24 protein-coding genes are annotated in these 22002 nt (G+C 69.3%); 18 read left to right on the top strand and 6 right to left on the bottom strand.

Annotated elements, in window-relative coordinates:
* Window positions 1-31: 31 nt before the first annotated feature.
* Together WYO_RS12660 and WYO_RS12655 are read left to right on the top strand one after the other, a co-directional pair.
* Window positions 32-2416, top strand: coding sequence for a PAS domain-containing hybrid sensor histidine kinase/response regulator (locus WYO_RS12660; RefSeq protein ID WP_007562910.1), 2385 nt, complete (start codon window positions 32-34; stop codon window positions 2414-2416).
* On the top strand, window positions 2413-2694 hold the full coding sequence (locus WYO_RS12655; RefSeq protein ID WP_007562909.1) for a hypothetical protein: 282 nt from the start codon (window positions 2413-2415) through the stop codon (window positions 2692-2694). The genes WYO_RS12660 and WYO_RS12655 overlap by 4 nt, the downstream gene beginning before the upstream one ends.
* A gap of 366 nt (window positions 2695-3060) precedes the next feature.
* Here WYO_RS12655 and WYO_RS12650 read toward each other — a convergent pair whose 3' ends face one another.
* Window positions 3061-3630 carry a GNAT family N-acetyltransferase gene (locus WYO_RS12650; RefSeq protein WP_244424159.1) on the bottom strand — a complete coding sequence of 190 codons (570 nt, stop codon included), beginning with the start codon at window positions 3628-3630 and terminating at the stop codon, window positions 3061-3063.
* A 115-nt stretch (window positions 3631-3745) separates the two neighbouring features.
* Here WYO_RS12650 and WYO_RS30875 point away from each other — a divergent pair, with 115 nt between their 5' ends.
* Complete coding sequence (locus tag WYO_RS30875; RefSeq protein ID WP_007562907.1) at window positions 3746-4120, top strand: hypothetical protein; 375 nt, start codon at window positions 3746-3748, stop codon at window positions 4118-4120.
* A 40-nt stretch (window positions 4121-4160) separates the two neighbouring features.
* On the opposite strand, the gene WYO_RS12645 is transcribed toward WYO_RS30875, so the two are convergent.
* The gene (locus tag WYO_RS12645) at window positions 4161-5186 is read right to left on the bottom strand and encodes a P1 family peptidase (RefSeq protein ID WP_007562904.1); all 1026 of its coding nucleotides are present in this window, start codon (window positions 5184-5186) and stop codon (window positions 4161-4163) included.
* Window positions 5187-5286: 100 nt separating this feature from the next.
* Between WYO_RS12645 and WYO_RS12640 the strand changes: the two genes are divergently transcribed.
* Together WYO_RS12640 and WYO_RS12635 are read left to right on the top strand one after the other, a co-directional pair.
* Window positions 5287-6156 (top strand): NAD(P)-dependent oxidoreductase, encoded by an 870-nt coding sequence (locus tag WYO_RS12640; protein ID WP_007562903.1) that lies wholly within the window; start codon window positions 5287-5289, stop codon window positions 6154-6156.
* Between the two features lie 99 nt (window positions 6157-6255).
* Window positions 6256-7974, top strand: a complete 1719-nt coding sequence (locus tag WYO_RS12635) for a methyl-accepting chemotaxis protein (RefSeq protein ID WP_007562901.1) — start codon at window positions 6256-6258, stop codon at window positions 7972-7974.
* Window positions 7975-8006: 32 nt separating this feature from the next.
* Here the strand turns inward: WYO_RS12635 and WYO_RS12630 are convergent, their stop codons facing one another.
* Entirely contained in the window at window positions 8007-8858 is an 852-nt protein-coding gene (locus tag WYO_RS12630; RefSeq protein ID WP_007562899.1) for a S49 family peptidase, read from the bottom strand.
* 224 nt (window positions 8859-9082) lie between these two features.
* On the opposite strand from WYO_RS12630, the gene WYO_RS29880 reads away from it, so the two are divergent.
* The 8 genes from WYO_RS29880 (at window position 9083) to WYO_RS12595 (ending at window position 15297) form a co-directional block, all read left to right on the top strand.
* Window positions 9083-9385: a hypothetical protein gene (locus WYO_RS29880; protein WP_007562897.1), complete on the top strand. Its 303-nt coding sequence runs from the start codon at window positions 9083-9085 to the stop codon at window positions 9383-9385.
* Window positions 9386-9561: 176 nt separating this feature from the next.
* A complete protein-coding gene (gene gyrA, locus WYO_RS12625; RefSeq protein ID WP_007562895.1) occupies window positions 9562-12312 on the top strand; it encodes a DNA gyrase subunit A in 2751 nt (916 codons plus the stop codon).
* Window positions 12313-12373: 61 nt separating this feature from the next.
* Entirely contained in the window at window positions 12374-12877 is a 504-nt protein-coding gene (gene coaD / locus WYO_RS12620) for a pantetheine-phosphate adenylyltransferase (RefSeq protein WP_007562892.1), read from the top strand.
* A 27-nt stretch (window positions 12878-12904) separates the two neighbouring features.
* Entirely contained in the window at window positions 12905-13453 is a 549-nt protein-coding gene (locus tag WYO_RS12615) for a peptidylprolyl isomerase (protein WP_007562890.1), read from the top strand.
* Window positions 13454-13462: 9 nt separating this feature from the next.
* On the top strand, window positions 13463-13960 hold the full coding sequence (locus WYO_RS29015) for a hypothetical protein (protein WP_007562888.1): 498 nt from the start codon (window positions 13463-13465) through the stop codon (window positions 13958-13960).
* 67 nt (window positions 13961-14027) lie between these two features.
* The gene (locus WYO_RS12605; protein WP_007562886.1) at window positions 14028-14489 is read left to right on the top strand and encodes a peptidylprolyl isomerase; all 462 of its coding nucleotides are present in this window, start codon (window positions 14028-14030) and stop codon (window positions 14487-14489) included.
* Window positions 14490-14609: 120 nt separating this feature from the next.
* Entirely contained in the window at window positions 14610-14996 is a 387-nt protein-coding gene (locus WYO_RS12600; protein WP_007562883.1) for a type II toxin-antitoxin system RelE/ParE family toxin, read from the top strand.
* On the top strand, window positions 14974-15297 hold the full coding sequence (locus WYO_RS12595) for a DNA-binding transcriptional regulator (protein WP_007562881.1): 324 nt from the start codon (window positions 14974-14976) through the stop codon (window positions 15295-15297). Before WYO_RS12600 ends, WYO_RS12595 begins: the two co-directional genes overlap by 23 nt.
* Here WYO_RS12595 and mobA read toward each other — a convergent pair.
* The gene (gene mobA / locus WYO_RS12590) at window positions 15248-15904 is read right to left on the bottom strand and encodes a molybdenum cofactor guanylyltransferase MobA (RefSeq protein ID WP_007562879.1); all 657 of its coding nucleotides are present in this window, start codon (window positions 15902-15904) and stop codon (window positions 15248-15250) included. The two genes, WYO_RS12595 and mobA, sit on opposite strands and share 50 nt — an antisense overlap.
* A 7-nt stretch (window positions 15905-15911) precedes the next feature.
* A complete protein-coding gene (apbC, locus tag WYO_RS12585; RefSeq protein WP_007562877.1) occupies window positions 15912-17060 on the bottom strand; it encodes an iron-sulfur cluster carrier protein ApbC in 1149 nt (382 codons plus the stop codon).
* Window positions 17061-17234: 174 nt separating this feature from the next.
* Here apbC and WYO_RS12580 point away from each other — a divergent pair, with 174 nt between their 5' ends.
* Window positions 17235-17552, top strand: coding sequence for a DUF1778 domain-containing protein (locus WYO_RS12580; protein WP_007562875.1), 318 nt, complete (start codon window positions 17235-17237; stop codon window positions 17550-17552).
* On the top strand, window positions 17549-18073 hold the full coding sequence (locus tag WYO_RS12575) for a GNAT family N-acetyltransferase (RefSeq protein WP_007562873.1): 525 nt from the start codon (window positions 17549-17551) through the stop codon (window positions 18071-18073). The genes WYO_RS12580 and WYO_RS12575 overlap by 4 nt, the downstream gene beginning before the upstream one ends.
* Before the next feature lie 17 nt (window positions 18074-18090).
* Here the strand turns inward: WYO_RS12575 and WYO_RS12570 are convergent, their stop codons facing one another.
* Window positions 18091-18390 (bottom strand): hypothetical protein, encoded by a 300-nt coding sequence (locus tag WYO_RS12570; protein WP_007562871.1) that lies wholly within the window; start codon window positions 18388-18390, stop codon window positions 18091-18093.
* 126 nt (window positions 18391-18516) lie between these two features.
* Here WYO_RS12570 and WYO_RS12565 point away from each other — a divergent pair, with 126 nt between their 5' ends.
* From WYO_RS12565 to WYO_RS12555, 3 genes are all read left to right on the top strand, one after another.
* Window positions 18517-19020: a pyridoxamine 5'-phosphate oxidase family protein gene (locus tag WYO_RS12565; protein ID WP_007562869.1), complete on the top strand. Its 504-nt coding sequence runs from the start codon at window positions 18517-18519 to the stop codon at window positions 19018-19020.
* Window positions 19021-19146: 126 nt separating this feature from the next.
* Entirely contained in the window at window positions 19147-20439 is a 1293-nt protein-coding gene (gene pncB, locus WYO_RS12560) for a nicotinate phosphoribosyltransferase (RefSeq protein ID WP_007562867.1), read from the top strand.
* Between the two features lie 112 nt (window positions 20440-20551).
* On the top strand, window positions 20552-22000 hold the full coding sequence (locus tag WYO_RS12555) for an MmgE/PrpD family protein (protein WP_007562865.1): 1449 nt from the start codon (window positions 20552-20554) through the stop codon (window positions 21998-22000).
* Window positions 22001-22002: the final 2 nt, after the last annotated feature.

Here is a 22002-nt window from a genome sequence, read left to right as displayed (position 1 = left end):
CGCGGGGCGATGACGGGATACCGGCGGGCCGATGAGCGAATCCGAGGGCGGCCGAGGCGTCGTCACCGATGCCGATTACAGGAATCTCGCCGAGACGCTGCCGCAGCTCGCCTGGATCGCCGAGGCCGACGGGACCATCGTCTGGTACAACCAGCGCTGGTACGACTACACGGGCAGCACCCTGGAGGAGATGCGCGGCTGGGGCTGGCGCGCCGTCCACCATCCCGACCATGTCGAGGCCGTGACCGAGCGCTTCCGGGCGGCGATCATGCTCGGCCGATCCTGGGAGGACACGTTCCCGCTGCGGGGCCGGGACGGGATCTATCGCTGGTTCCTGTCCAAGGCGCTGCCGCACCGGGACGCGGCGGGCAACATCCTGCGCTGGTACGGCACCAACACCGACATCTCCCGCCGCCGCGCCGTCGAGGACCGCCTGCGCGATTCCGAGCAGCGCTTCCGGGCGCTGGTGGACGCCTCCGCGGCGGTGATCTGGAACACCAACGCGGTGGGCGAGCTGATGCCGCCGCAGGTCCGCTGGAGCACCTATACCGGCCAGAACGAGGAGGCCTACCAGGGCTGGGGCTGGGTCGACGCGGTCCATCCCGACGACCGGGCCCACGCGGCCGATGCCTGGGCGGCCTGCGTCGAGGAGCGCAAGCCCTACGAGGTCGAGTACCGCCTGCGCCGCCATGACGGCGTCTGGCGCGCCATGGAGGTGCGCGGCGTGCCGGTGCTCGCCGAGGACGGCACCTTGCGCGAATGGGTCGGCACCTGCGTCGACGTCACCGAGCGCAAGGAGGCCGAGGAGGCGGTCGAGCGGGCCCGCCAGGCCGCGGAGGCCGCCAACCGGGCCAAAAGCCAGTTCATCGCCAATATGAGCCACGAGTTGCGCACCCCGCTCTCGGCGGTGATCGGCTATTCCGAGATGCTCGGCGAGGAGCTGGAGGATATCGGCCAGGCCGCCCTCCTGCCGGACCTGCGCAAGATCGAGGCGGCGGCCCGGCACCTGCTGTCGCTGATCAACGACGTGCTCGACATCTCCAAGATCGAGGCCGGGCGCATGACCGCATCGGCCGAGACCTTCCCGGTCGCGGACCTGATCCAGGATGTCGGCGATTCCACCGGGTCGCTGGTGGAGAAGAAGGGCAACCGCTTCGTGGTCGATGCGGATGCCGACGCGCTGGGCTCCATCCATCAGGACCAGACCAAGATCCGCCAGTGCCTGGTCAACCTGATCGGCAACGCCGCCAAGTTCACCGAGAACGGCACCATCACCCTGGCGGTGCGCCGCCATCAGGAGGACGGGGCGGACTGGCTGTCCTTCGCGGTGAGCGACACCGGCATCGGGCTGAGCGAGGAGCAGATCGGGCGCCTGTTCGAGCGCTTCGTCCAGGCCGACGACTCGACCACCCGCCAGTTCGGCGGCACCGGCCTCGGCCTCGCCATCACCCGGGCCTTCTGCCAGACCATGGGCGGCGACATCGCCGTCGCCAGCACGGAAGGGCAGGGCGCGACCTTCACGATCCGCCTGCCCGCGACCCTCAAGCCCGAGGACGAGCCGCCGGAGGTGGCCGAGATCGCAGCCGCGGCGGTCGAGCCGCACGAGCAGCACGAGACGGTCCTGCTGGTGGACGACGACCCGGCCGCCCGGGAGCTGCTCCAGCGCTTCCTCGAGCGCGAGGGCTTTCACGTCCGCACCGCCAATGACGGCCGCGCCGGGCTGACCCTCGCCCGGGCGCTGCGGCCGCGGGCGATCCTGCTCGATGTCGAGATGCCGCGCATGGACGGCTGGGCGGTGCTGCACGCCGTGCGCAGCGATCCGGATCTCGCGGGCACGCCGGTGATCATGACCTCGGTGGTGGCCGAGCAGGGGCTCGGCCAGGCGCTCGGCGCCACCGACTACTTCGTCAAGCCGATCGATTGGGACCGGCTGAAGGGCATGATGGAGCGCTACCGCCCGGAAGGACCGGGGGAGGCGCGCGTCCTCGTGGTCGACGACGACCCGGATGCCCGGGAGCGGTTGCGCCGGTCGCTCGGCCGCGAGGGTTGGACCGTGGACGAGGCCGAGAATGGCCGGATTGCCCTGGAGCGGGTCAGCCAGACGCGCCCGAGCCTGATCCTGCTCGACCTGATGATGCCCGAGATGGACGGGTTCAGCTTCCTGCGGGCGCTGCGCGCCCGGCCGGACGGCGACGTGCCGGTGGTGGTGCTCACCGCCAAGGAGATCACCAGCGCCGAGAAGGCGAGCCTCGGGGCCCAGGCCGACCGGGTGATCGCCAAGGGCTCCATGAGCCTCGCCGAGATCGGCCGGCAGCTGCGCGTGCTCTACGCCCGCTCGACCGCCGAGCCGGTCCCGGGCCGGCTCCAGGGCCTGATCCAGCGGCTCGCCGAGAACGATGTGGGAGATAAGCCATGAGCGACGACGGGATTGATCCGAACAAGGCGGCGGCGATCCGCCTGCGGGCGCGGCTGGCGGTGGTGGAGCGGGCGGCCTGGTTCGGCCTCGTCCACGCGATGAAGACGCGGCCCGCCGAGACCGAAGCCTACATCGCCTCCGAGCGGGCGCGCTGCGCGGAAGGCTTTGGCGGCACCACCTGGGCCAAGGACCTCACGGATGCCGAGCGCAAGATGCTCGCCGAGGAGGTCGATGCCGGGCTGGCGCAGCTGATCGAGGATGCCAGGCAGGAAATATAGGTCGGGCTATCGGAGCACATGAACGCTCACAGATAGACGCATCGGCATTCAAGCAAAAATCACAACTCAACGGAACATCTCGTCACAAGAAACGAGATCGGATAGTTCTCTTTCAGCCTGTTTGACTGCCTGATCTCAGCCGCGTGACGGTTCCGACCAACAAATATCCCAATCGTTCCCCTCATCCTGAGGTGCTGCGTAGCAGCCTCGAAGGAGCCCTCCAGGGATCGCGCGGCCGGCTGGAGGGCTCCTTCGAGGCCTCCGCTTCGCTTCGTCGCCTCAGGATGAGGGCGGGGGTGGGAAAGACCGGTCCAACGGGCTTTTATGCTTCGTGCGTTCCTATCCTCTACAGCCTGACGAAAATGTCTAGCCGACTGCTCTGGTGTAGATGCTGTAGGGTACGCCATGGATATCGGGCGCGTCGCTGTGCTTGATGAACCCCATGCGGAGATACATCGGTAGTGCCACGGCCATGATCGGCGACGTATGAAGCGCGATGATCGGCGACCGATCGCGTGAGGCACGATCGATGCAGGCCTGGGTCAGTTGCCGGCCGAGGCCCCGCCCTTGGGCTTCGGGTGCTACGACGAGCATTCTTATGATCGGCCAAGATGGATCGAAGTACGATGCCTTGGGCTTGTGGGGTCCAACATAAACAACGCCGCCGACAATTCGTCCTGCGTCCTCCGCAACGATGATTTCACCGTCTTCGGCAAGATCCCCCATACGAGACACACCAGCAACCATGGCTGGCCAATCCGTATAATCGGACTTGAATTGCTCAAAGGCCGCGAGAGCGATGCCACCGAGTTGAGTCTTGTCCAGTGAAACGTAGTTCCGTAGAGTCATCATTGTGTCAAACAAGACATCATGGGGTATAGCACCGAAATGATAGCCGCCGTTCTGGCGTATGTCTACCAAATCAGATATGCACACAAACATCTCGACAATAATTTGATGGCATTATCTTGGAAGTACTACGATTTCAAAAAATTATTGTCATGATGAATATTTACATAATAGAAAATACATAGTTGTCGTGAATCATGGAATGCTGCTGAACGACAATTCTAAAGGCCAGCGGGCCATGCAAACAGAACCGTATCTCCCAATCAATTTCACGATTTCCTCGGAAGCGTGGGAGGAAATCGAGCGCATACGGCAGTTCTGGGACAGCAAATTCGCCGATAAAGCCGATGTTCTCGTGATCGGCTGGGGAAGAACTATACTGAACGACGGCAGATCTTGGAGTCACGTCGTCGTGAGCTTTTATAGAGTTTCAGAACGACACAAAATCGAACACGGTATTCAGATACTTTCCGGGCATGAGATTGTGTTTTTTACGACACCGGAATTCTACGATCAATTCGAGGGCAAGGTTATCAGATTCGCGCAGGACAAATGGTTTTTCCTAGCGCCGAATTGAAGACACCCGCGATCACGCGCTTCGTGGTCGGTCTCGAAATCTAAGACTCTCGGAACACGTCGCACCAAGCCGGCGGCAAGCCCATGACCGACAGAGGCGCCGCGACAGCGTGGCCCGGCAGGGTCGTCGCGCAATAGACGCCCCGCGCCACGCTCCGCGCCAGCACCCGCGCGGCGGCGTCGCCCAGGCGGGCGAGATCGGCCACCGGGTCGGCCAGCGGCACGGTGCCGGTGGCCACCGCGAAGACGAGGTCGCCGTCGAGGGGCGTATGGGCCGGCACCAGGGCGCGGGCGAGGCCGTCCTGCGCGGCCACCGCGAGGCGCCGGCACTGGGCCTTGGTGAGTGCGGCGTCGGTGGCGACCACCGCGAGCGTCGTCGCCGCGCCGGGCAGCGTCCGGGCCGGGAAGGCGAGGGCGTCCGCCGGCACCCGGGCCGGGGAGCCCAGCCCGCCGAACTCGTCGTCTACCTCGAACGGCGCGGCCCAGAAATGCGGCCCGTCGCCGATCGTGGCGCTGCCGAAGGCGTTGACCGCAGCCAGCCCGCCAACCGAGAAACTGGTGCCCGGCACCGTCGCCGAGGCCGAGCCGATCCCGCCCTTCAGGCGCCCGGTGCGCGCGCCCGTGCCGGCCCCCACGGAGCCGAGGGCGAAATCGTCCGACGCGGCCGCCGCCGCCAGGAAGCCCAGCTCGCGATAGGGCGGGTAGCGGCCCCAATCCTTGTCGCCGCCGTTGAGCAGGTCGAACAGGATCGCGCCCGGCACGATCGGCACCCGCATCGGGCCGACCGGAAAGCCCCGACCGGCCTCGGCGAGCCACGCGGTCACCCCCGCACCCGCGTCGAGCCCGAAGACAGAGCCGCCCGAGAGCACCAGCGCGTCGATCCGCTCCACCGTGCGCTCGGGATCGAGCAGGTCGGTCTCGCGGGTGCCCGGGCCGCCGCCGCGCACGTCGACCGACGCCACCACGGGCGCGTCGAACAGGATCGCGGTGACCCCGCTGGCGACCGTGAGGTCGCTGGCGTGACCGACCCGCAGGCCAGGAATATCCGTGATGCGGTTGCGCGGCATGGATCGAGCTTGCCACGGCCGGCGATCGGGGCAAATCCCGGTGCGCCATCCCCGCCCGATCCGGGTTGGTCGGACGGCAGGGCGCGACGAGGAGCACGGCATGGACGTCGGATTCATCGGTTTGGGGCGGATGGGCCGCGGCATGGCCGCGAGCCTCGCGCGGGCGGGCCATCGGGTCCGGGCCTGGAACCGCTCGCCCGAGGGCGCGCAGGGCCTCGACGGGGTGACCCCGGTGGCGAGCGCCGCCGAGGCGTTCGCGGGCGAGGCGGTCATCACCATGCTGGCCGACGACGCGGCGCTCGAGGCGGTGATCGTGTCGGGCGGGCTGCTCGACCAGCCCGAGCGCCCCGGCCTGCATATCGGCATGAGCACGATCTCGGTGGCGCTCGCCCGGCAGCTCACGGCGATCCATGAGCGGGCCGGCGTTCCCTACATCTCCGCGCCGGTCTTCGGCCGGCCGGACGTGGCCGAGGCCGGCAAGCTCAACATCGTGGCCGCTGGTGCCGGAACCCTGATCGACCGCGCCGCGCCGCTGCTCGACGCGATGGGGGCCAAGACCTGGCCGTTCGGCGAGGAGCCGTCGCGGGCCAACGCGGTCAAGCTCGCCGGCAACTTCATGCTGATCTCGGCGATCGAGGCCATGGGCGAGGCCTGCGCGCTGACCGAGGGCCACGGGGTCGCGGGCGCCGACTTCCTCGACCTGATGACCAACACGCTGTTCGCCTCGCCGGTCTACAAGGGCTACGGCGCCTCGATCGCCCAGAACCGCTACGAGCCGCCGGGCTTCGGCCTCAAGCTCGGCGCCAAGGACGTGCGCCTCGCCCTCCAGGCCGCGGAAGGCGCGGGCGTGCCGATGCCCTTCGCCAGCGTCCTGCGCGACGGGCTGATCGAGGCGATCAGCCACGGGGACGGCGAGAAGGATCTGGCCGCCCTGGCGCGGGTCTCTGCACGGCGTGCAGGCCAGAGTTGAACCTAGCGGCTAGGTCTTTTGCTTCTAATAGGGACCTTAACGATTGATTCAACCCTAAGTCACAGTGTCCGCGCGTAGTTCAAGCGCGGATACCAGTCCATGACCCGACGTCCTCTTTCGCTACAGGCGATGACCCTGTCCACGAAGGTGATCCTGCTCGCCATGGTTGTGGTGACGCTCACGGCGGGGGCGATCTGGATCACCGTCTCGCGGCAGACCTGGTCGCAGATGGAGGCGGAGCAGCGCAGCAACGGCGAGCGCAACCTGCGCACGCTGGCGCTCGTCCTGGCCGCGCGGCTTCCCGGAACGACGGCCGACGTGACGGAGGCGCGGATCGCCAAGGTGGTGGCGCCGAGCCTCGCGGGCTTCGCGGACGCGTCCGTGGTCGACGACGCGGTGGCCTATTCCGGCGGTGTCGCCACGGTGTTCAGCTACGAGCCGGCCACCGGCACCTTCCTGCGGCGGCAGACGACCGTGCGCGGCCAGGACGGTGCCCGCGCCGTCGGCACCCTGCTCGCCGCGGACAGCCCGGCCCAGGCCGCGGTGCGCGCGGGCCGGACCTACGAGGGCCCGGCGGTGCTGTTCGGGCGCCGCTACTACACCGTCTATCAGCCGACCCTGGACGCGGCCGGCACCGTCAACGGCATCCTGTTCATCGGGCTCCCGATCGAGATGTATTTCGACGCCTACGCGCAGACGATGACGAGCCTCAGCGTGGCCGCGCTGGTCATCGCGGTGCTCGCCTGCGCCCTGGTCGGCCTAGTGGCGGCGCGCCTGTTCCGGCCCTTCGCCGCCATCTCGTCGCGGATCGAGGCGCTGGCGGCGGACGATCTGGAGACCCCGATCCCCCATACCGGGCGCGGTGACGAGATCGGCGCGGTGGCCCGGTCCCTCGAAGTGCTGCGCAGCGCCGGCCTGCGGACCCGGGAACTCGAAGGTCTCCAGAGCGCGGGCGCGGCGGACGAGGCCCGGCGCCGGGCGAATCTCGACCGCGTCATCGAGGCGTTCCGCAAGCAGGTCGTCGTGCTGAAGGGCTCGCTCACCGCGAGCACCGGCGAGATGCGGGCGCGCGCCGACGAGATGGTGGCCACCTCCGCGGAGGCCGAAATCGCCGTGGCCGAGACCGAGCGGGGCTCGCACGAGACCTCGGCGAGCGTCCAGACGGTGGCGAGCGCGGCCGAGGAACTCTCCGCGTCGATCGGCGAGATCGGCATGCAGCTCGACCAGGCCGAGCGGCTGGTCACCACCGCGGCCGTGGAGGCCGAGACGATGAACACCGAGATCACGGACCTCGCGGATGCCGCGAGCCGGATCGGCGACGTGGTCGGGCTGATCCGCCAGATCGCCGGCCAGACCAACCTGCTCGCGCTCAACGCCACGATCGAGGCGGCGCGCGCCGGCGAGGCCGGCAAGGGCTTCGCGGTGGTGGCGTCCGAAGTGAAGGCCCTGGCCTCGCAGACGGCCAAGGCGACGGAGGAGATCGGCAACCAGATCGCCGGGGTCCAATCCTCCACCGAGGCGACCGTGGCGGCGATCGGCCGGATGGGCGAGCGGATGCGGGCGGTCACCGAGACCACGGGCGGCATCGCCTCCGCGGTCTCGGCCCAGAGCGCGGCCACGGCCGAGATCTCGCGCAACGTCGCCGACACGGCGGGGGCCACGGAGGCGATCGCCGGTGGCCTGACCACGGTGGCCGGCGCCGCAAGGCGCTCCGCCCGGATGGCGGCCACCGTCACCGGCGCGGCCCAGACCGTGGATTCGGTGGCGGCCGAGCTGGAGAGCGAGATCGAGCGCTTCCTCGCGCAGGTCGCCGCCTAGGCCGGGCCAGGCTCCGGTTCGGGCTCGGCGTTTTAGAGCCCGAACCGCGCGAAGGCGGCGCGCTCCTCCAGCGCCGCCAGGGCGTCCTCGGCGATCCCGCCCGGCGCCCCGCCCCGGCGCAGCAGGCGGGAGAGGATCCCGCCCCGGGCCTCGGCGACCAGCCGCAGGTCGACCGTGTCGCCGAAGCGAGCGCGCATCGTGGCGCGCACGTCGCCGAGCGCGTCGACCAGCCCGAGGGCGAGCGCCTGGCGGCCGGTCCAGACCGCGCCGGTGAACAGGTTCTCGGAGGTCGACAATGTCGGGCGCCGCGCCGTCACGAGCCCGGTGAACAGGTCCTGGATGTCGGCCTGAAGGCGCTTCAGGCGCTCCACGTCGGCCGGATCCTCAGGGCGGAACGGGTCGAGCATCGACTTCGCCTCGCCCTGGGTGTGGACCCGGCGCTCGACGCCGATCTTCTCCAGCAGGCCGTGGAAGCCGAACCCGGCCGAGACCACCCCGATCGAGCCGACGATCGAGGTCGGGTCGGCGACGATCTCGTCGGCCGCGCAGGCGATCATGTAGCCGCCCGACGCCGCGACATCCTCCACGAAGGCCACGACCGGCAGTGCCTTCTCCTCGGCCAAGGCCCGGATGCGCCGGTGGATCAGGTGCGACTGTGCCGGCGAGCCGCCCGGCGAGTTGATCACGATCGCCACCGCCTTGATCCCGGGCATCGTGAAGGCCCGTTCCAGGCTGCCCGCGACCCCGCCGATCGAGAGCCCCGGGCGGATCGGCGAGACCGCCCCGATCGTGCCGGAGAGCCGGACCACGGCGACCCGCGGGCGGCGGTCGCGGAAGCGGCGCGGCAGGAAGGCCCGGAGGGCGTCGGGAAGCGCGAACGGCATGGAGTCTCTTGGACGGAGCGGGAAGCGTGAGTGCTGCCGCCCGAATTGGGCGTTCCGGCGCCGCGCGCAAGGGAACCGGGACAGGAGGTCCCGGCGCTCATGGCGGTCTGCGCAGTCGCAGCGGATCGAACCGTTTGCCGACCTTGGCGGTTCCTGCCGATGGCGCGGATCGCGCCGGCCCGGATCGGCGGACGGCCTCCGGGTGCTCACACGGGAGAGAGACGATGCGACCCTGGCCTATCCTGGTCCTGCTCGCCGCGCTGATCGGGGGCTTCGCCAACGCCCCCGCGGGAGCGGCGCCCCTGCCGGTCCCGGCCGCCGCCGAGGCGGCTGCGCCCGGCCCCACGGTGCAGCTCGCGCGCTGGCATCACCGGCGCCACTGGCACCGGCGCCATCACTGGCGGCGTCACTGGCATCACCGGCGCCATCACTGGCATCGGCGGCACCATTGGCACCGTCATCATTGGCACCGCCGGCCCGTCGTTTACCGCCGGCATTTCGCCCCCCGGCACCCGACTTTCTACTGACGGATGCAACCTGCGCCCCGGCCGGATCGGTCCGGGGCGCAGCCTTGTGCGCGGGCGCGGAAAAGCTTATTTAACCACCTGATATCACTGCTGTTCCGCAAGGCCGTCCGGGCGCTCCGCGCGCCACCGGGACGGTCGCCAGCACCGCCCCTCCGGGCCTGATTACGGGTAATTCCTTGGCCGAGACCGATCCGACGGGCACCGCCCCGCCCGCCAGCGACATTCGCCCCGTCTCCATCACCGACGAGATGCGCCGCTCCTACCTCGATTACGCCATGAGCGTGATCGTGAGCCGCGCGCTTCCCGACGCGCGCGACGGCCTGAAGCCGGTCCACCGCCGCATCCTGTATTCCGCCTTCGAATCCGGGCACCTGCCGGAGCGGAAATACGTCAAGTCGGCGCGCATCGTCGGCGACGTGATCGGTCTCTACCACCCGCACGGCGACCAATCGATCTACGACGCCTTGGTGCGGATGGCGCAGGACTTCTCCATGCGCCTGATGCTCATCGACGGGCAGGGCAATTTCGGCTCGGTCGACGGCGATCCGCCGGCGGCCATGCGCTACACCGAATCGCGCTTGGCCAAGCCCGCCACGGCGCTGCTCTCGGACATCGACAAGAACACCGTCGACTTCCAGCCGAACTACGACGAATCGCGGGAGGAGCCCACCGTCCTCCCGGCCCGGTTCCCGAACCTCCTGGTCAACGGCGCCGGCGGCATCGCGGTCGGCATGGCGACCAACATCCCGCCGCACAATCTCGGCGAGCTGATCGACGCCTGCGTGGCGCTGATCGACGATCCGGGTCTGACCATCGAGCAGCTCACCGAGATCGTCCCCGGGCCGGACTTCCCCACCGGCGGCATGATCCTCGGCCGGGCCGGCACCCGGCAGGCCTACGCCACCGGCCGCGGCTCGGTGATCATGCGCGCCAAGTCGCATGTCGAGGAGCTGCGCAAGGAGCGCGAGGCGCTGATCTTCACCGAGATCCCGTATCAGGTGAACAAGGCGACGCTGGTCGAGAAGATCGCCGAGCTCGTGAAGGAGAAGCGGGTCGAGGGCATCTCGGACCTGCGCGACGAATCCGACCGCAGCGGCATGCGCATCGTGGTCGAGATCCGGCGCGACGCGATGGCCGAGGTGGTGCTGAACCAGCTCTACCGGTTCACGCCGCTGCAATCCTCCTTCGGCTGCAACATGGTCGCCCTCAACGGCGGCCGGCCGGAGCTGATGAACCTGAAGGACCTGCTCCAGGCCTTCGTGGACTTCCGCGAGGAGGTCGTCTCCCGGCGCACCAAGTTCCTGCTCGGCAAGGCCCGCGAGCGCGCCCACGTCTTGTGCGGCCTGGCGATCGCGGTCGCCAATATCGACGAGGTGATCCGCCTGATCCGGACCTCGCCGGACCCGAACTCGGCCCGCGAGGCCCTGATGAACCGCGACTGGCCGGCCCACGACATCGCGCCGCTGATCGCACTGGTGGACGACCCGCGCCACCGGGTCGCCGAGGACGGCACCTACCGCCTGTCCGAGACCCAGGCCCGCGCCATCCTCGACCTGCGCCTGCAGCGCCTCACCGCCCTGGGCCGCGACGAGGTCGGGGACGAGCTGAAGACGCTGGCCGACGAGATCGCCGACTATCTCGACATCCTGCGCTCCCGCGCCCGCATCCAGGCGATCGTCAAGGACGAGCTGATCGAGGTGCGGCAGCAATTCGCCACCCCGCGCCGGACCGAGATCGTCGATTACGATTCGAGCGTCGACGACGAGGACCTGATCGCCCGCGAGGACATGGTCGTGACCGTGTCCCATGCTGGCTACGTCAAGCGCGTGCCGCTCTCGACCTACCGGGCCCAGCGCCGGGGCGGGAAGGGCCGTTCGGGCATGGCCACCCGCGACGAAGATTTCGTCACCCGCCTGTTCGTGGCCAACACCCACACGCCGGTGCTGTTCTTCTCCAGCCAGGGCCAGGCCTACAAGGAGAAGGTCTGGCGGCTGCCGATGGCCGCCCCGAACGCCCGCGGCAAGGCGCTGGTGAACATCCTGCAGCTGCAGGACACCTCCGAGCGCATCACCACGATCATGCCGCTGCCCGAGGACGAGGCGTCCTGGGAGACGCTCGACGTGATGTTCGCCACCGCCAGCGGCAACGTCCGGCGCAACAAGCTGTCGGACTTCGTCCAGGTGAACCGCAACGGCAAGATCGCCATGAAGCTCGATCCGGGCGATCACATCGTCCATGTCGAGATCTGCCGGCCGGACCAGAACGTGCTGCTCACCACGGCCAAGGGCCAGTGCATCCGCTTCCCGGTGGAGGATGTGCGCGTGTTCAAGGGCCGGGATTCCACCGGCGTGCGCGGCATCCTGCTCGCCCCGGACGACCGGGTGATCTCGATGACCATCCTGAACGCCTTCGACGCCAGCGCCGAGGAGCGGACGGGCTACCTGAAGATGCGCCGCGCCGTCACCGGCGAGGCGGAGGAGGGCGCCGAGGTAGAGGCCGAGGACGGCACCGAGGCCGCCGCGATCTCGCCGGAGCGCTACGCCGAGATGGGCGCGGCCGAGCAATACGTGCTCACCCTGTCCGAGCGGGGCTACGGCAAGCGCTCCTCGTCCTTCGAGTACCGGACCTCGGGCCGCGGCGGTAAGGGCATCACGGCCATGCGGGTCAACGACCGCAACGGCAACCTCGTGGGCTCCTTCCCGGTCGAGGCCACGGACCAGATCATGCTGGTCACCGACCGCGGCCAGCTGATCCGGGTGCCGGTGGACGACATCCGCATCGTCGGCCGCGCCTCGCAGGGCGTGACCGTGTTCAACACCGCCAAGGACGAGAAGGTCGTGTCGGTGGAGCACATCGAGGGCGAGGACGAGGAGAACGGCGAGGGCGTCGCCGAAGCCGGTCCGGAGGGCGGCGCCGAGGAGGCGTGAGGCTCCGGCCCGCGCACCGCGAGGTTCCGTCCGGCGCAAAAATGCTCTAGGTCGGGCCTCGATGACCCGCACCGCCCTCTACGCCGGCTCGTTCGATCCGGTCACGAACGGCCATCTCGACGTGGTCCGCCAGGCCTGCCGGCTGGTGGACCGCCTCGTGATCGCCATCGGCGTCCATCCCGGCAAGGCGCCGCTCTTCTCCGCCGAGGAGCGCGCCGCCCTGCTCACCGAGACCTGCGGGCCGGTGGCCGCGGCCGAGGGCGCGACGCTGGAGATCGCGACGTTCGCGGACCTCGCGGTCTCGGCGGCCCGGCGCTGCGGCGCCTCGATCTTCATCCGCGGCCTGCGCGACGGCACGGATCTCGATTACGAGATGCAGCTCGCCGGCATGAACGGTGCCATGGCGCCCGAGGTGCAGACCGTGTTCCTGCCCGCCTCGACGCAGGCGCGCCCGATCACCGCGACGCTGGTGCGCCAGATCGCCGGCATGGGCGGGGACGTCTCGCCCTTCGTGCCCGCCGCCGTCGCGGCCCGCCTCCGGCAGCGCTTCGCCGCCACCGCCTGATCCTCTGACCTCTCTGGAAGGAACCCGATGAATCGCCGCCACGCCCTCCTCGCGCTCGCCCTCACGTTCGGCTCCGTCCCGGCCGCCCGGGCCGCCGACGCCAACACGGTCTATCTCGAGACCAAGGACGGGCGCATCACCATCGCGCTGCGGCCCGACCTCGCCCCGAAGCACGTCAAGCAGATCAAGACGCTGGTCTCTCAGGGCTTCTACGACGGCCTGAAGTTCCACCGGGTGATCGACGGCTTCATGGCCCAGACCGGCGACCCGAAGGGCAACGGCACCGGCGGCTCGAGCCTGCCGAACATCCCGGCGGAGTTCTCCCAGACCGCCGAGTTCCGCCGCGGCACCGTCGGCATGGCCCGCTCGTCGGATCCGAACTCGGCCAACTCGCAGTTCTTCATCTGCCTCGGCGACGCGCCGTTCCTGAACAAGCAGTACACCGTCGTCGGCAACGTCACCGACGGGCTCGACGTGCTCGACAAGATCAAGAAGGCCGCCCCCGGCGCACCGGGCGGGGCCGTGCAGGACCCGGACAAGATCGTCCGCATGACGCTCGCCGAGAAGGCGAAGTAGCGCGCGCCGATGTGGCGTCGGCTCGCCGTCCTCGGCGCGCTCGCCCTCGCTCCGGCGGCGGCGCGTGCCTATGATGGCGGCTATGCCTATGGCGGCTACGCCGACCAGGCCGGCGGCGGCTATCGCCTGAGCCTGCCGCAGACCCTGCGGGGCACCGTCGCGGTGCCGCTGGCGCAGCCCCCGGCCGGGGCTGCCGACACCCTGGCCGAGCTCTACCCGGTGCTAGCGGCCTGCTGGCAGCCGCCCGCCGGTCTCGGCCGGCCCGCGGCCGGGTCCGACGAGGTTGAGATCACCGCGCGGCTGTCGCTCCGGCGCGACGGCAGCCTGATCGGCACCCCGCGCATCACCTACGCGGCGGGGTTCGCGCAGGACCAGCGCCGCACCCTCGTGCGGGCGACCCTCGAGGCGCTCGCCGGCTGCACCCCGGCGCGGATCACCCCGGGCCTCGGCCGGGCGATCGCCGGGCGGCCGGTGGCCCTGCGCCTGATCTACCGCCCGCCGGCCTGACCGTTTCGCCGCGCTCGCCGGATCCGGGGAGCGCCGCTACATTCCCCCCAACAGGAAGGACCACACCATGGCCGACACCGACACTCTCACCCTCGAGACCACCAAGGGCCGCGTCGTGATCGCGCTGCGCCCCGACCTCGCCCCGGGCCATGTCGAGCGGATCAAGACGCTGGCAGCCCAGGGCTTCTACGACGGCGTGCCGTTCCACCGGGTGATCGAGAACTTCATGGCCCAGACCGGTGACCCGACCGGCACCGGCTCGGGCGGCTCCGAGCTGCCGGACCTGAAGGCCGAGTTCAACGCCGAGCCCCACGTGCGCGGCACCTGCTCGATGGCCCGCACCAACTTCCCGCACTCGGCGAACTCGCAGTTCTTCATCTGCTTCGACGACGCCCGCTTCCTCGACAAGCAATACACCGTCTGGGGCAAGGTCGTGGAAGGCATGGATGTGGTCGACACGCTCAACAAGGGCGAGCCGCCGCGCTCGCCGGACAAGATCGTCAAGGCCAGCGTGAGCGAAGCCGCCTAGTTCGAATGTTGACCGCCCGTGTTCGCGACAGGTGCGAGCACGGGCGGCCGATCGTGACGGGTCGACTGCGCTGCCGAGCCTAAGCTTTTCAGCATTGACACGGAACGCTACGCTTCGCCCGTGTCCGAATCTCACAGACGCCCGCGAACCTTTAAGACCGCTTGGTTCGCCAAAGCGGCGCGAAAAGCTCATCTTACCGACCGGGACTTGTGCGCGGCGATCCGGGAGGTCGAGCAGGGTCAAGCTGACGATCTCGGCGGCGGTGTCTTCAAGAAGCGCCTGAACAAGAACATGCACCGGAGCGTCATTCTGGCCAAAATCGGCCATTACTGGCTCTATCAGTACCTGTTCGCGAAAAAGGATCGCGCCAACATAGAGGACAACGAGCTGAAGGCATTTCGCTTGCTCGCCAAGGACCTCGGCAGGACGACGGATGCCGACATCGCTCGGCTCATTGCGGCGGGCCACATCATGGAGATCTGCGATGACCGGGAAGCGGGCCTTTAAGAGCGACGCCTTCGAATCAATCCACGCGACCGCCATGGCCTTCCACGAGGTCGGCGTGACGGATGCGGAAACGATGCGCGCCTTCGACGAGATCTGCCTCGCCGTGCCGCCAACGATCAAGCCCGCCCAGATCAAGCAGCTGCGCGAAAACCTCAACGTCAGCCGGCCAGTCTTCGCCCGCTATCTCAACACCAGTGAGCGCAACGTGGAGAAGTGGGAAACCGGCGCCAAGAAACCCAGTGGCACGGCGCTCAAGCTTTTAGCGGTAGTCCAGAAGCACGGCCTACAGGTCTTGGCTTGAGGTCGAGTTCCGCGGCCGCGGCCAGATCCTCCGGCGTGTTGACGTTCAGGAACGGATCGACTCGCTCCACCAGCCATTCCACGACAGTGGCACCATGGCGCGCGATGAACGCGCCGACCCGCCGCTCGTCCCGCTCCACCAGGGAGCGGCGCAGATCCCCCCGCAGTTCCACCGGCCAGAACGCCACGGTGTAGTGCTCGCGCCCGCCCGAGGCGGCGAGCGCGATCGGGGAGCCCTCCAGGGCCGATCCGAGCCGCGCGGCGAGATCGCCCGGCAGGAACGGGGCGTCCCCGGGCACGCTCAGGACGTGGGTCACACCCGGATGATGGGCAGCAGCATGCTCCAGCCCCGCGAGAAGGCCGGCGAGCGGTCCGAGTTGGCCCGGCACCGTGTCGGGCAGCACCGACCCCGGAAACCCGGCGAACCGTGCTGGATCGCCGTTGACGCTGAGCGCGAGCCCCGCCCCGCATTGCGGCCCGAGCCGCTCGACCACGCGGTCCAGCAGCGTCCGCCCGCCCAGCCGCAGCAGCGGCTTGTCGAGGCCGCCCATGCGCCGGCCGAGGCCTCCGGCGAGGATCAGGCCTAGGATGTGTGGGCGGTCGACCACGAAAACGTCACTCGATGACGATCCGCGGCGCGGTGCGGCCGGCCGGGGCGCCGGTGAGGTTCGCCCACAGGGACGCGGCGATGTCGCGGTAGACCTTGGCGTGCGGCCCGTCCGGATCGGTTGCCACCACCGGGCGGCCGGAATCCGAGGTCTCCCGGATGGTCATGTCGAGGGGCACCTCGCCGAGGAACGGCACGCCGAGGCGCTGCGCCTCGATGCGAGCGCCGCCATGCCCGAAGATGTTCGAGGCGTGGCCGCAATTCGGGCAGATGAAGGTCGCCATGTTCTCGATCACGCCGAGGATCGGGACCGCGACCTTCTTGAACATGGTCACGCCCCGGCGGGCGTCGATCAGCGCGAGATCCTGCGGCGTCGAGACGATGACGGCGCCCGAGAGCGGCGTCGCCTGGGCCATGGTGAGCTGGGCGTCGCCGGTGCCGGGCGGCATGTCGACGATCAGCACGTCGAGCTCGCCCCAGAGCACGTCGCGCAGCATCTGGGTGATGGCCGATTGCACCATCGGGCCGCGCCAGATCATCGCCGTCTCCGGCTCGATCAGGAAGCCGATGGACATGACCTTCAGCCCATAGCCGACCATCGGCTCCATGGCCTTGTTGTCGACCACGGTCGGCTTGCCGGACAGGCCGAACAGCTTCGGCACGGAGGGCCCGTAGATGTCGGCATCGAGCAGGCCGACCTTCAGCCCCTGGGCCTGCAAGGCCAGCGCGAGGTTGCAGGCGGTGGTGGACTTGCCGACGCCGCCCTTGCCGGAGGCGACCGCCACGATGTGGCGCACGCCGGCGATCTGCGGCCCCTGGTTCGGCGGTGCGCCGGGCCGCGGCGGCGCGACCGGCGGCGGGGTCACCGGACGGGGCGCGGCGTCGCTCTGGGCGGGCATGCCGGGGCCGCGCTCCGAGGTCAGGCTGGCGAACACCCCCGAGACGCCGGGCATCTGCAGCACGCGCCCCTCCGCCTGCCGCCGCACCGGCTCGAACCGCTCGGCCTCGCTCGGATCGACCAGGATCGAGAACATCACCCGGTTGCTCGGATCGACCACGACCTGGGACAGTCGCCCGGAGCCGGGCAGGGTGGTGCCGGCGGCGTCGACGGTGACGGATTGGAGCGCGCGCAGCACGTCGTCGCGGGTAATCGCCAAATCGTCCTCCACCGGGAGCAAGCAGGTCTAATACCCGCTGCATGTAACCGAGCGCCGCGAGAACGCCAGACCCTGTCCCCGCCATCGAGATCTCCACCGCTCCACGACGCGCGGCGGTTTTCCCTCGAAATTGCCGGCCACGGGCCGTACATTCCGGGTCGGACGGAGGTGGCGATGCGCAACGCGCGACGATCTGACGACATCCCGAAGAACCGGCGACGCGCCGATCGCTTGGAGGCCCGCGTGACGGCGGAGCAGAAAGCTCTCGTCGCGCATGCCGCAGCGCTCGAAGGACGCAGCATCACCGACTTCGTCCTGACGAGCGTCCAGGATGCCGCCAAGCGTGCCATCGCGGAGCACGAGGTGATCCAGCTCAGCGTCCGGGATTCCCGCGCCTTCGTGGAGGCGCTCCTCGCGCCGCGCGAACCCAGCGAGCGGATGCGGGATCGCGTGGCAACTTACCGAACGCTGATGGGTGGCTCGGAGACGTGACCATCGGCGCTGGGCCGGCCATCGAGATCTTCGATGCCGGGCGGCACGATCGATCCCGCTTTGCGTGCGGCGTCGACGCTCTCGATCGCTATCTCCGCTCGCAGGCCGGGCAGGATGCGCGGCGCCGCGTGGCCGCCCCGTATGTCCTGCTGGAGCCTCCGGAGCCCGCCATCCTGGGGTTCTACACCCTCGCCAACACCTCGATCCGGGCCGCAGAATTGCCGCCGGCCTTCGTCAAGAAACTGCCGCGCTATCCGATCCTGCCGGCCACGTTGCTCGGCCGGCTGGCGGTCGATGCGTCACGGCGCGGCCGGGGGTTCGGTACGCTTCTGCTGCTGGACGCGCTGCGGCGCTGCCTCAGGAGCGAGACGGCCTCCCTGGCAGTCGTGGTCGATGCGAAGGATGAAGCCGCGGTCGCGTTCTACGAGGGCCATGACTTCCTTCGGCTGCCCGATCAGCCCCGCCGTCTGTTCAAGCCGATGGCCGAGATCGCGATGCTGTTTGACCTTACCGCGTCCTAGACGATCGCCTCGCGCGATCACCGCCGCCCCGGTGGAACCGCGATCAGATTGCATTCCTCCATCGGGCCGTGCACCACGGTGCCGTCGCCGCGCCGGTAGAAGCCGTGGCGAACGTGGCGGCAGCCGAGCGGCCCGCGCAGGCGCTTCACCCGTTCGATATGGACGCTGCCGGCGCGGCGCCCGGAGAAATCGTGGCCGCCGATCCGGACGCCCGGCCCGAACCGGACCTCGGCGCGGGCCGGCGCGGCCGCCAGCCAGACCGATCCAATGAGCACGGCCAGCCCCCAGCGGGCCGTCCACCGCCCGTTCGCCCCCATCCCGAAACCTCCTGAACCAAGCGGGCCTTCGCCCGTTGTCGAGGCGACTTGCGGGCGGGGCCTCCCCAGAGGGGTCCCCCCGCGCGACTCGAGTGCCACGTCGGCGACAGCAAGGAGACCGGTTTCATGCATCAGGGCAACCACCGCGACCACGAGGGCGCGAAAAAGCTGTTCGAGCTGATCAAAGACGTGAAGATCGCGATGATGACCACCGTCGATGCCGAGGGGACGCTCAACAGCCGCCCGATGTGGAACAACGACGCCGACGAGAACGGCGACCTGTGGTTCTTCACCAAGCTGCACTCGCCCAAGACCTCCGAGATCAGCAAGGACAACCAGGTGAACCTCGCCTATTCGGACCCGTCGAGCCAGACCTACGTCTCGGTGGCCGGCAAGGCCGAGATCGTGCGCGACCAGGCCAAGATCGACGAGAAGTGGAATGAGAGCCTGAAGACCTGGTTCCCCAACGGCAAGAACGACCCCGAGGTCGCGCTGATCCGCGTCCATCCGGAGAAGGGCGAGTACTGGGACAGCCCCAACAGCACGATGCTGCACCTCTACGGCTACGTGAAGGCGTCGCTCACCGGCGAGAGCCCCAAGACCGAGACCAAGAAGGTCGATCTCGCCTGATCGCGCGCGACTGCGCGGCGAGGATATCGGGGGCGGCGCGCCGGAGGGCGGGCCGCCCTTCTTCTTGACGCGACGGCGCCCGGCATGCGCTCTGCGCCGGTGACGCGGCGGAAGAGTCCGAAGAGCATGATTGATCTGGCGAAGCGGGTCTACGATCACAGCTTCCGCATCGACCCGATCGTGCGGTCGCTGCTCGACACGGATTTCTACAAGCTGCTGATGGCGCAGACGATCCTGCGCCGGCATCCCCAGATCAGCACGACCTTCGGGATCACCAACCGGACGAAGCGCATCCGCATCGCCGACGAGGTCGATGCCGGGCTGCTGCGCGAGCAGCTCGACCATGCCCGCAGCCTCCGACTCAGCAAGGGCGAGGTGACCTGGCTGCGCGGCAACGTGTTTCGCGGCCAGGGGCGGATCCTCGGCCCCGAATTCGTGGCGTGGTTCGAGGGTTTCCAGCTGCCCGACTACGAGCTCGCGGTCCATGACGGCCAGTACGAGCTGACCTTCCACGGTCCCTGGATCGAGACCACCATGTGGGAGGTTCCGGCGCTGGCGATCCTCAACGAGCTGCGCGCGCGCGCCGTGCTGCGCGGCCTCGGCAAGCTCGACCTGCAGGTGCTCTATGCCCGCGCGATGACCCGGGTCTGGGAGAAGATCCAGCGGCTGCAGAAGCTGCCCGACCTGTCGGTGGCGGATTTCGGCACGCGCCGGCGCCACGGCTTCCTCTGGCAGGATTGGTGCGTCCAGGCGATGGCCGAGGGTCTGGGCGGCGCGTTCCTCGGCACCTCGAACTGCCTGATCGCGGCCCGGCAGGAAGTCGAGCCGGTGGGCACCAACGCCCACGAATTGCCGATGGTCTACGCGGCGCTGGCCGAGGACGACGCGTCGCTCGCCGCCGCGCCCTACCGGGTGCTGGCCGACTGGCAGGAGGATTACCAGGGCAACCTCCGGGTCATCCTGCCCGACACCTACGGCACCACCGGATTCCTGGCCAACGCCCCGGACTGGGTCAGCGACTGGACCGGGATCCGCATCGACTCGAAGGACCCGATCGAGGGCGGCGAGGAGGCGATCCGCTTCTGGCGGGAGCGCGGCTACGATCCCCGGGACAAGCTGGCGATCTTCTCCGACGGGCTCGACATCGACCAGATCGAGCACATCCACGCCCATTTCCACGGGCGCATGCGCATCGGCTACGGCTGGGGCACCCTGCTGACCAACGATTTCCGCGGCCTCCTGCCGGACGGCAAGCTCGATCCGGTCTCGGTGGTCTGCAAGGTCACGGAGGCGAACGGCCGCCCGACGGTGAAGCTCTCGGACAACCCGACCAAAGCCCAGGGACCAACCGACGAGATCGCGCGCTACCGCCGGGTGTTCGGGGTCGGCGAGCAGGAGGCTTTGCCGGTCCTGGTGTGAGGCGGTTCCGGCCTCGCATCCGTGAAGCCCACCCCCTGACGGCCGGCGCGGACAACAGGTATGGTGTCGACCAACAGGGCCCGCCGCCTGGCCGGCCCGATGGGAGAACGCCATGACCCTGAACCGCCGCTCGCTCATCGGCGCCGCGGGCCTCGCCCTGGCCGCGCCGGCCCTCGACGGCGCGCAGGCCGCCGACGCCGCGAAGCCGGCCGCCAAGGCGCCGCCCGTCACCAAGATCCTGGCGCAGTGGATCCTGGCTTCGTCCTACGACACCCTGCCGGAGAATGTCCGGCGCGAGGGCGTGCGCAGCTTCCTCAACTGGGTCGGCGTGGCGATCGGCGGCTCGCACCATGAGACCGTGGACGTCGCGGTCTCGGCGCTGCAGCCGTTCTCCGGGCCGCCGCAGGCCGGCCTGTTCGGCCGGTCGGAGCGGTTCGACATCATGAACGCCGCCTTCCTGAGCGGCGTGGCGAGCCACATCTTCGATTTCGACGACACCCACCTCAAGACGATCATCCACCCGGCCGGCCCGGTCGCCTCGGCGATCCTGGCCTATGCCCAGATGAAGCCGGTCTCGGGGAAAGCCTTCCTCGACGCCCTGGTGGTCGGGATCGAGACCGAGTGCCGGATCGGCAACGCGGTCTACCCGAACCATTACGATGCCGGCTGGCACATCACCGGCACCTGCGGGCCGTTCGGCGCGGCGGCGGCGGTCGGCAAGCTGATGGGGCTGACCGAGCCGCAGATGGTCCACGCGCTGGGGCTCGCCGCCTCGCAGCCGGTCGGCCTGCGCGAATCGTTCGGCTCGATGAACAAGAGCTTCAATCCGGGCCGGGCGGCCTCGAACGGCCTGTTCGCGGCGATCCTGGCGGCCAAGGGCTTCACCTCCTCGGACGGCATGATCGAGGCCAAGCGCGGCTGGGCCAATACCATCTCGACCAAGCAGGACTGGTCCGAGATCACGGACGGGCTGGGCACCCGCTACGAGGCGCTGCTCAACACCTACAAGCCGTTCGCCTGCGGAATCGTCATGCATCCGACGATCGATGCCGGGGTGCAGATCCGCGACCAGGACCATGTCCGGCCGGAGGACATCGCCCGGGTCGACCTCAAGGTCCATCCGCTGGTGCTGGAGCTCACCGGCAAGACGGCGCCGAGGACCGGCCTGGAGGGCAAGTTCAGCATCTACCACGCGGCCGCGATCGCGCTCGTTGAAGGTGCGGGCGGCGAGAAGCAGTTCAGCGACCGGGCGGTGAACGACCCGCGCGTGGTCGCCCTGCGCCAGAAGGTGGTGCCGGTGATCACCCCGGGCATCGACGCCGCGCAGGTGGACATGACCGTGACCCTGACCGACGGGCGGAGCTTCCACCGCCGGATCGAGCACGCGATCGGCAGCGTCGAGACGCCGATGTCGGATGCGCAGCTCGAAGCGAAGTTCACCGACCTCGCCGCCGGGGTCCTGCCGGAGGCCCAGGCCAGGCGGGTCATGCAGATGTGCTGGTCGCTGCCCGAGCTGGCGGATGTGGGCGAGGTGGCGCGGGCCGGGGTGCAGGGCGCGTAAAG

The organism is Methylobacterium sp. GXF4 (assembly GCF_000272495.1).
GTDB classification, from domain to species: domain Bacteria; phylum Pseudomonadota; class Alphaproteobacteria; order Rhizobiales; family Beijerinckiaceae; genus Methylobacterium; species Methylobacterium brachiatum.
Note: the sequence above shows the minus strand (reverse complement) of the source record. Positions and strands in the feature narration are given on the sequence as shown.

What these genes read in the sequence shown, in the direction of transcription:
- WYO_RS12660 (WP_007562910.1), top strand. Translation starts at nt 32, where the DNA reads ATGAGCGAATCCGAGGGCGGCCGAGGCGTCGTCACCGATGCCGATTAC.
- WYO_RS12655 (WP_007562909.1), top strand. Translation starts at nt 2,413, where the DNA reads ATGAGCGACGACGGGATTGATCCGAACAAGGCGGCGGCGATCCGCCTG.
- WYO_RS30875 (WP_007562907.1), top strand. Translation starts at nt 3,746, where the DNA reads ATGCTGCTGAACGACAATTCTAAAGGCCAGCGGGCCATGCAAACAGAA.
- WYO_RS12645 (WP_007562904.1), bottom strand. Translation starts at nt 5,186, where the DNA reads ATGCCGCGCAACCGCATCACGGATATTCCTGGCCTGCGGGTCGGTCAC.
- WYO_RS12640 (WP_007562903.1), top strand. Translation starts at nt 5,287, where the DNA reads ATGGACGTCGGATTCATCGGTTTGGGGCGGATGGGCCGCGGCATGGCC.
- WYO_RS12635 (WP_007562901.1), top strand. Translation starts at nt 6,256, where the DNA reads ATGACCCGACGTCCTCTTTCGCTACAGGCGATGACCCTGTCCACGAAG.
- WYO_RS12630 (WP_007562899.1), bottom strand. Translation starts at nt 8,858, where the DNA reads ATGCCGTTCGCGCTTCCCGACGCCCTCCGGGCCTTCCTGCCGCGCCGC.
- WYO_RS29880 (WP_007562897.1), top strand. Translation starts at nt 9,083, where the DNA reads ATGCGACCCTGGCCTATCCTGGTCCTGCTCGCCGCGCTGATCGGGGGC.
- coaD (WP_007562892.1), top strand. Translation starts at nt 12,374, where the DNA reads ATGACCCGCACCGCCCTCTACGCCGGCTCGTTCGATCCGGTCACGAAC.
- WYO_RS12615 (WP_007562890.1), top strand. Translation starts at nt 12,905, where the DNA reads ATGAATCGCCGCCACGCCCTCCTCGCGCTCGCCCTCACGTTCGGCTCC.
- WYO_RS29015 (WP_007562888.1), top strand. Translation starts at nt 13,463, where the DNA reads ATGTGGCGTCGGCTCGCCGTCCTCGGCGCGCTCGCCCTCGCTCCGGCG.
- WYO_RS12605 (WP_007562886.1), top strand. Translation starts at nt 14,028, where the DNA reads ATGGCCGACACCGACACTCTCACCCTCGAGACCACCAAGGGCCGCGTC.
- WYO_RS12595 (WP_007562881.1), top strand. Translation starts at nt 14,974, where the DNA reads ATGACCGGGAAGCGGGCCTTTAAGAGCGACGCCTTCGAATCAATCCAC.
- WYO_RS12580 (WP_007562875.1), top strand. Translation starts at nt 17,235, where the DNA reads ATGCGCAACGCGCGACGATCTGACGACATCCCGAAGAACCGGCGACGC.
- WYO_RS12570 (WP_007562871.1), bottom strand. Translation starts at nt 18,390, where the DNA reads ATGGGGGCGAACGGGCGGTGGACGGCCCGCTGGGGGCTGGCCGTGCTC.
- WYO_RS12565 (WP_007562869.1), top strand. Translation starts at nt 18,517, where the DNA reads ATGCATCAGGGCAACCACCGCGACCACGAGGGCGCGAAAAAGCTGTTC.
- pncB (WP_007562867.1), top strand. Translation starts at nt 19,147, where the DNA reads ATGATTGATCTGGCGAAGCGGGTCTACGATCACAGCTTCCGCATCGAC.
- WYO_RS12555 (WP_007562865.1), top strand. Translation starts at nt 20,552, where the DNA reads ATGACCCTGAACCGCCGCTCGCTCATCGGCGCCGCGGGCCTCGCCCTG.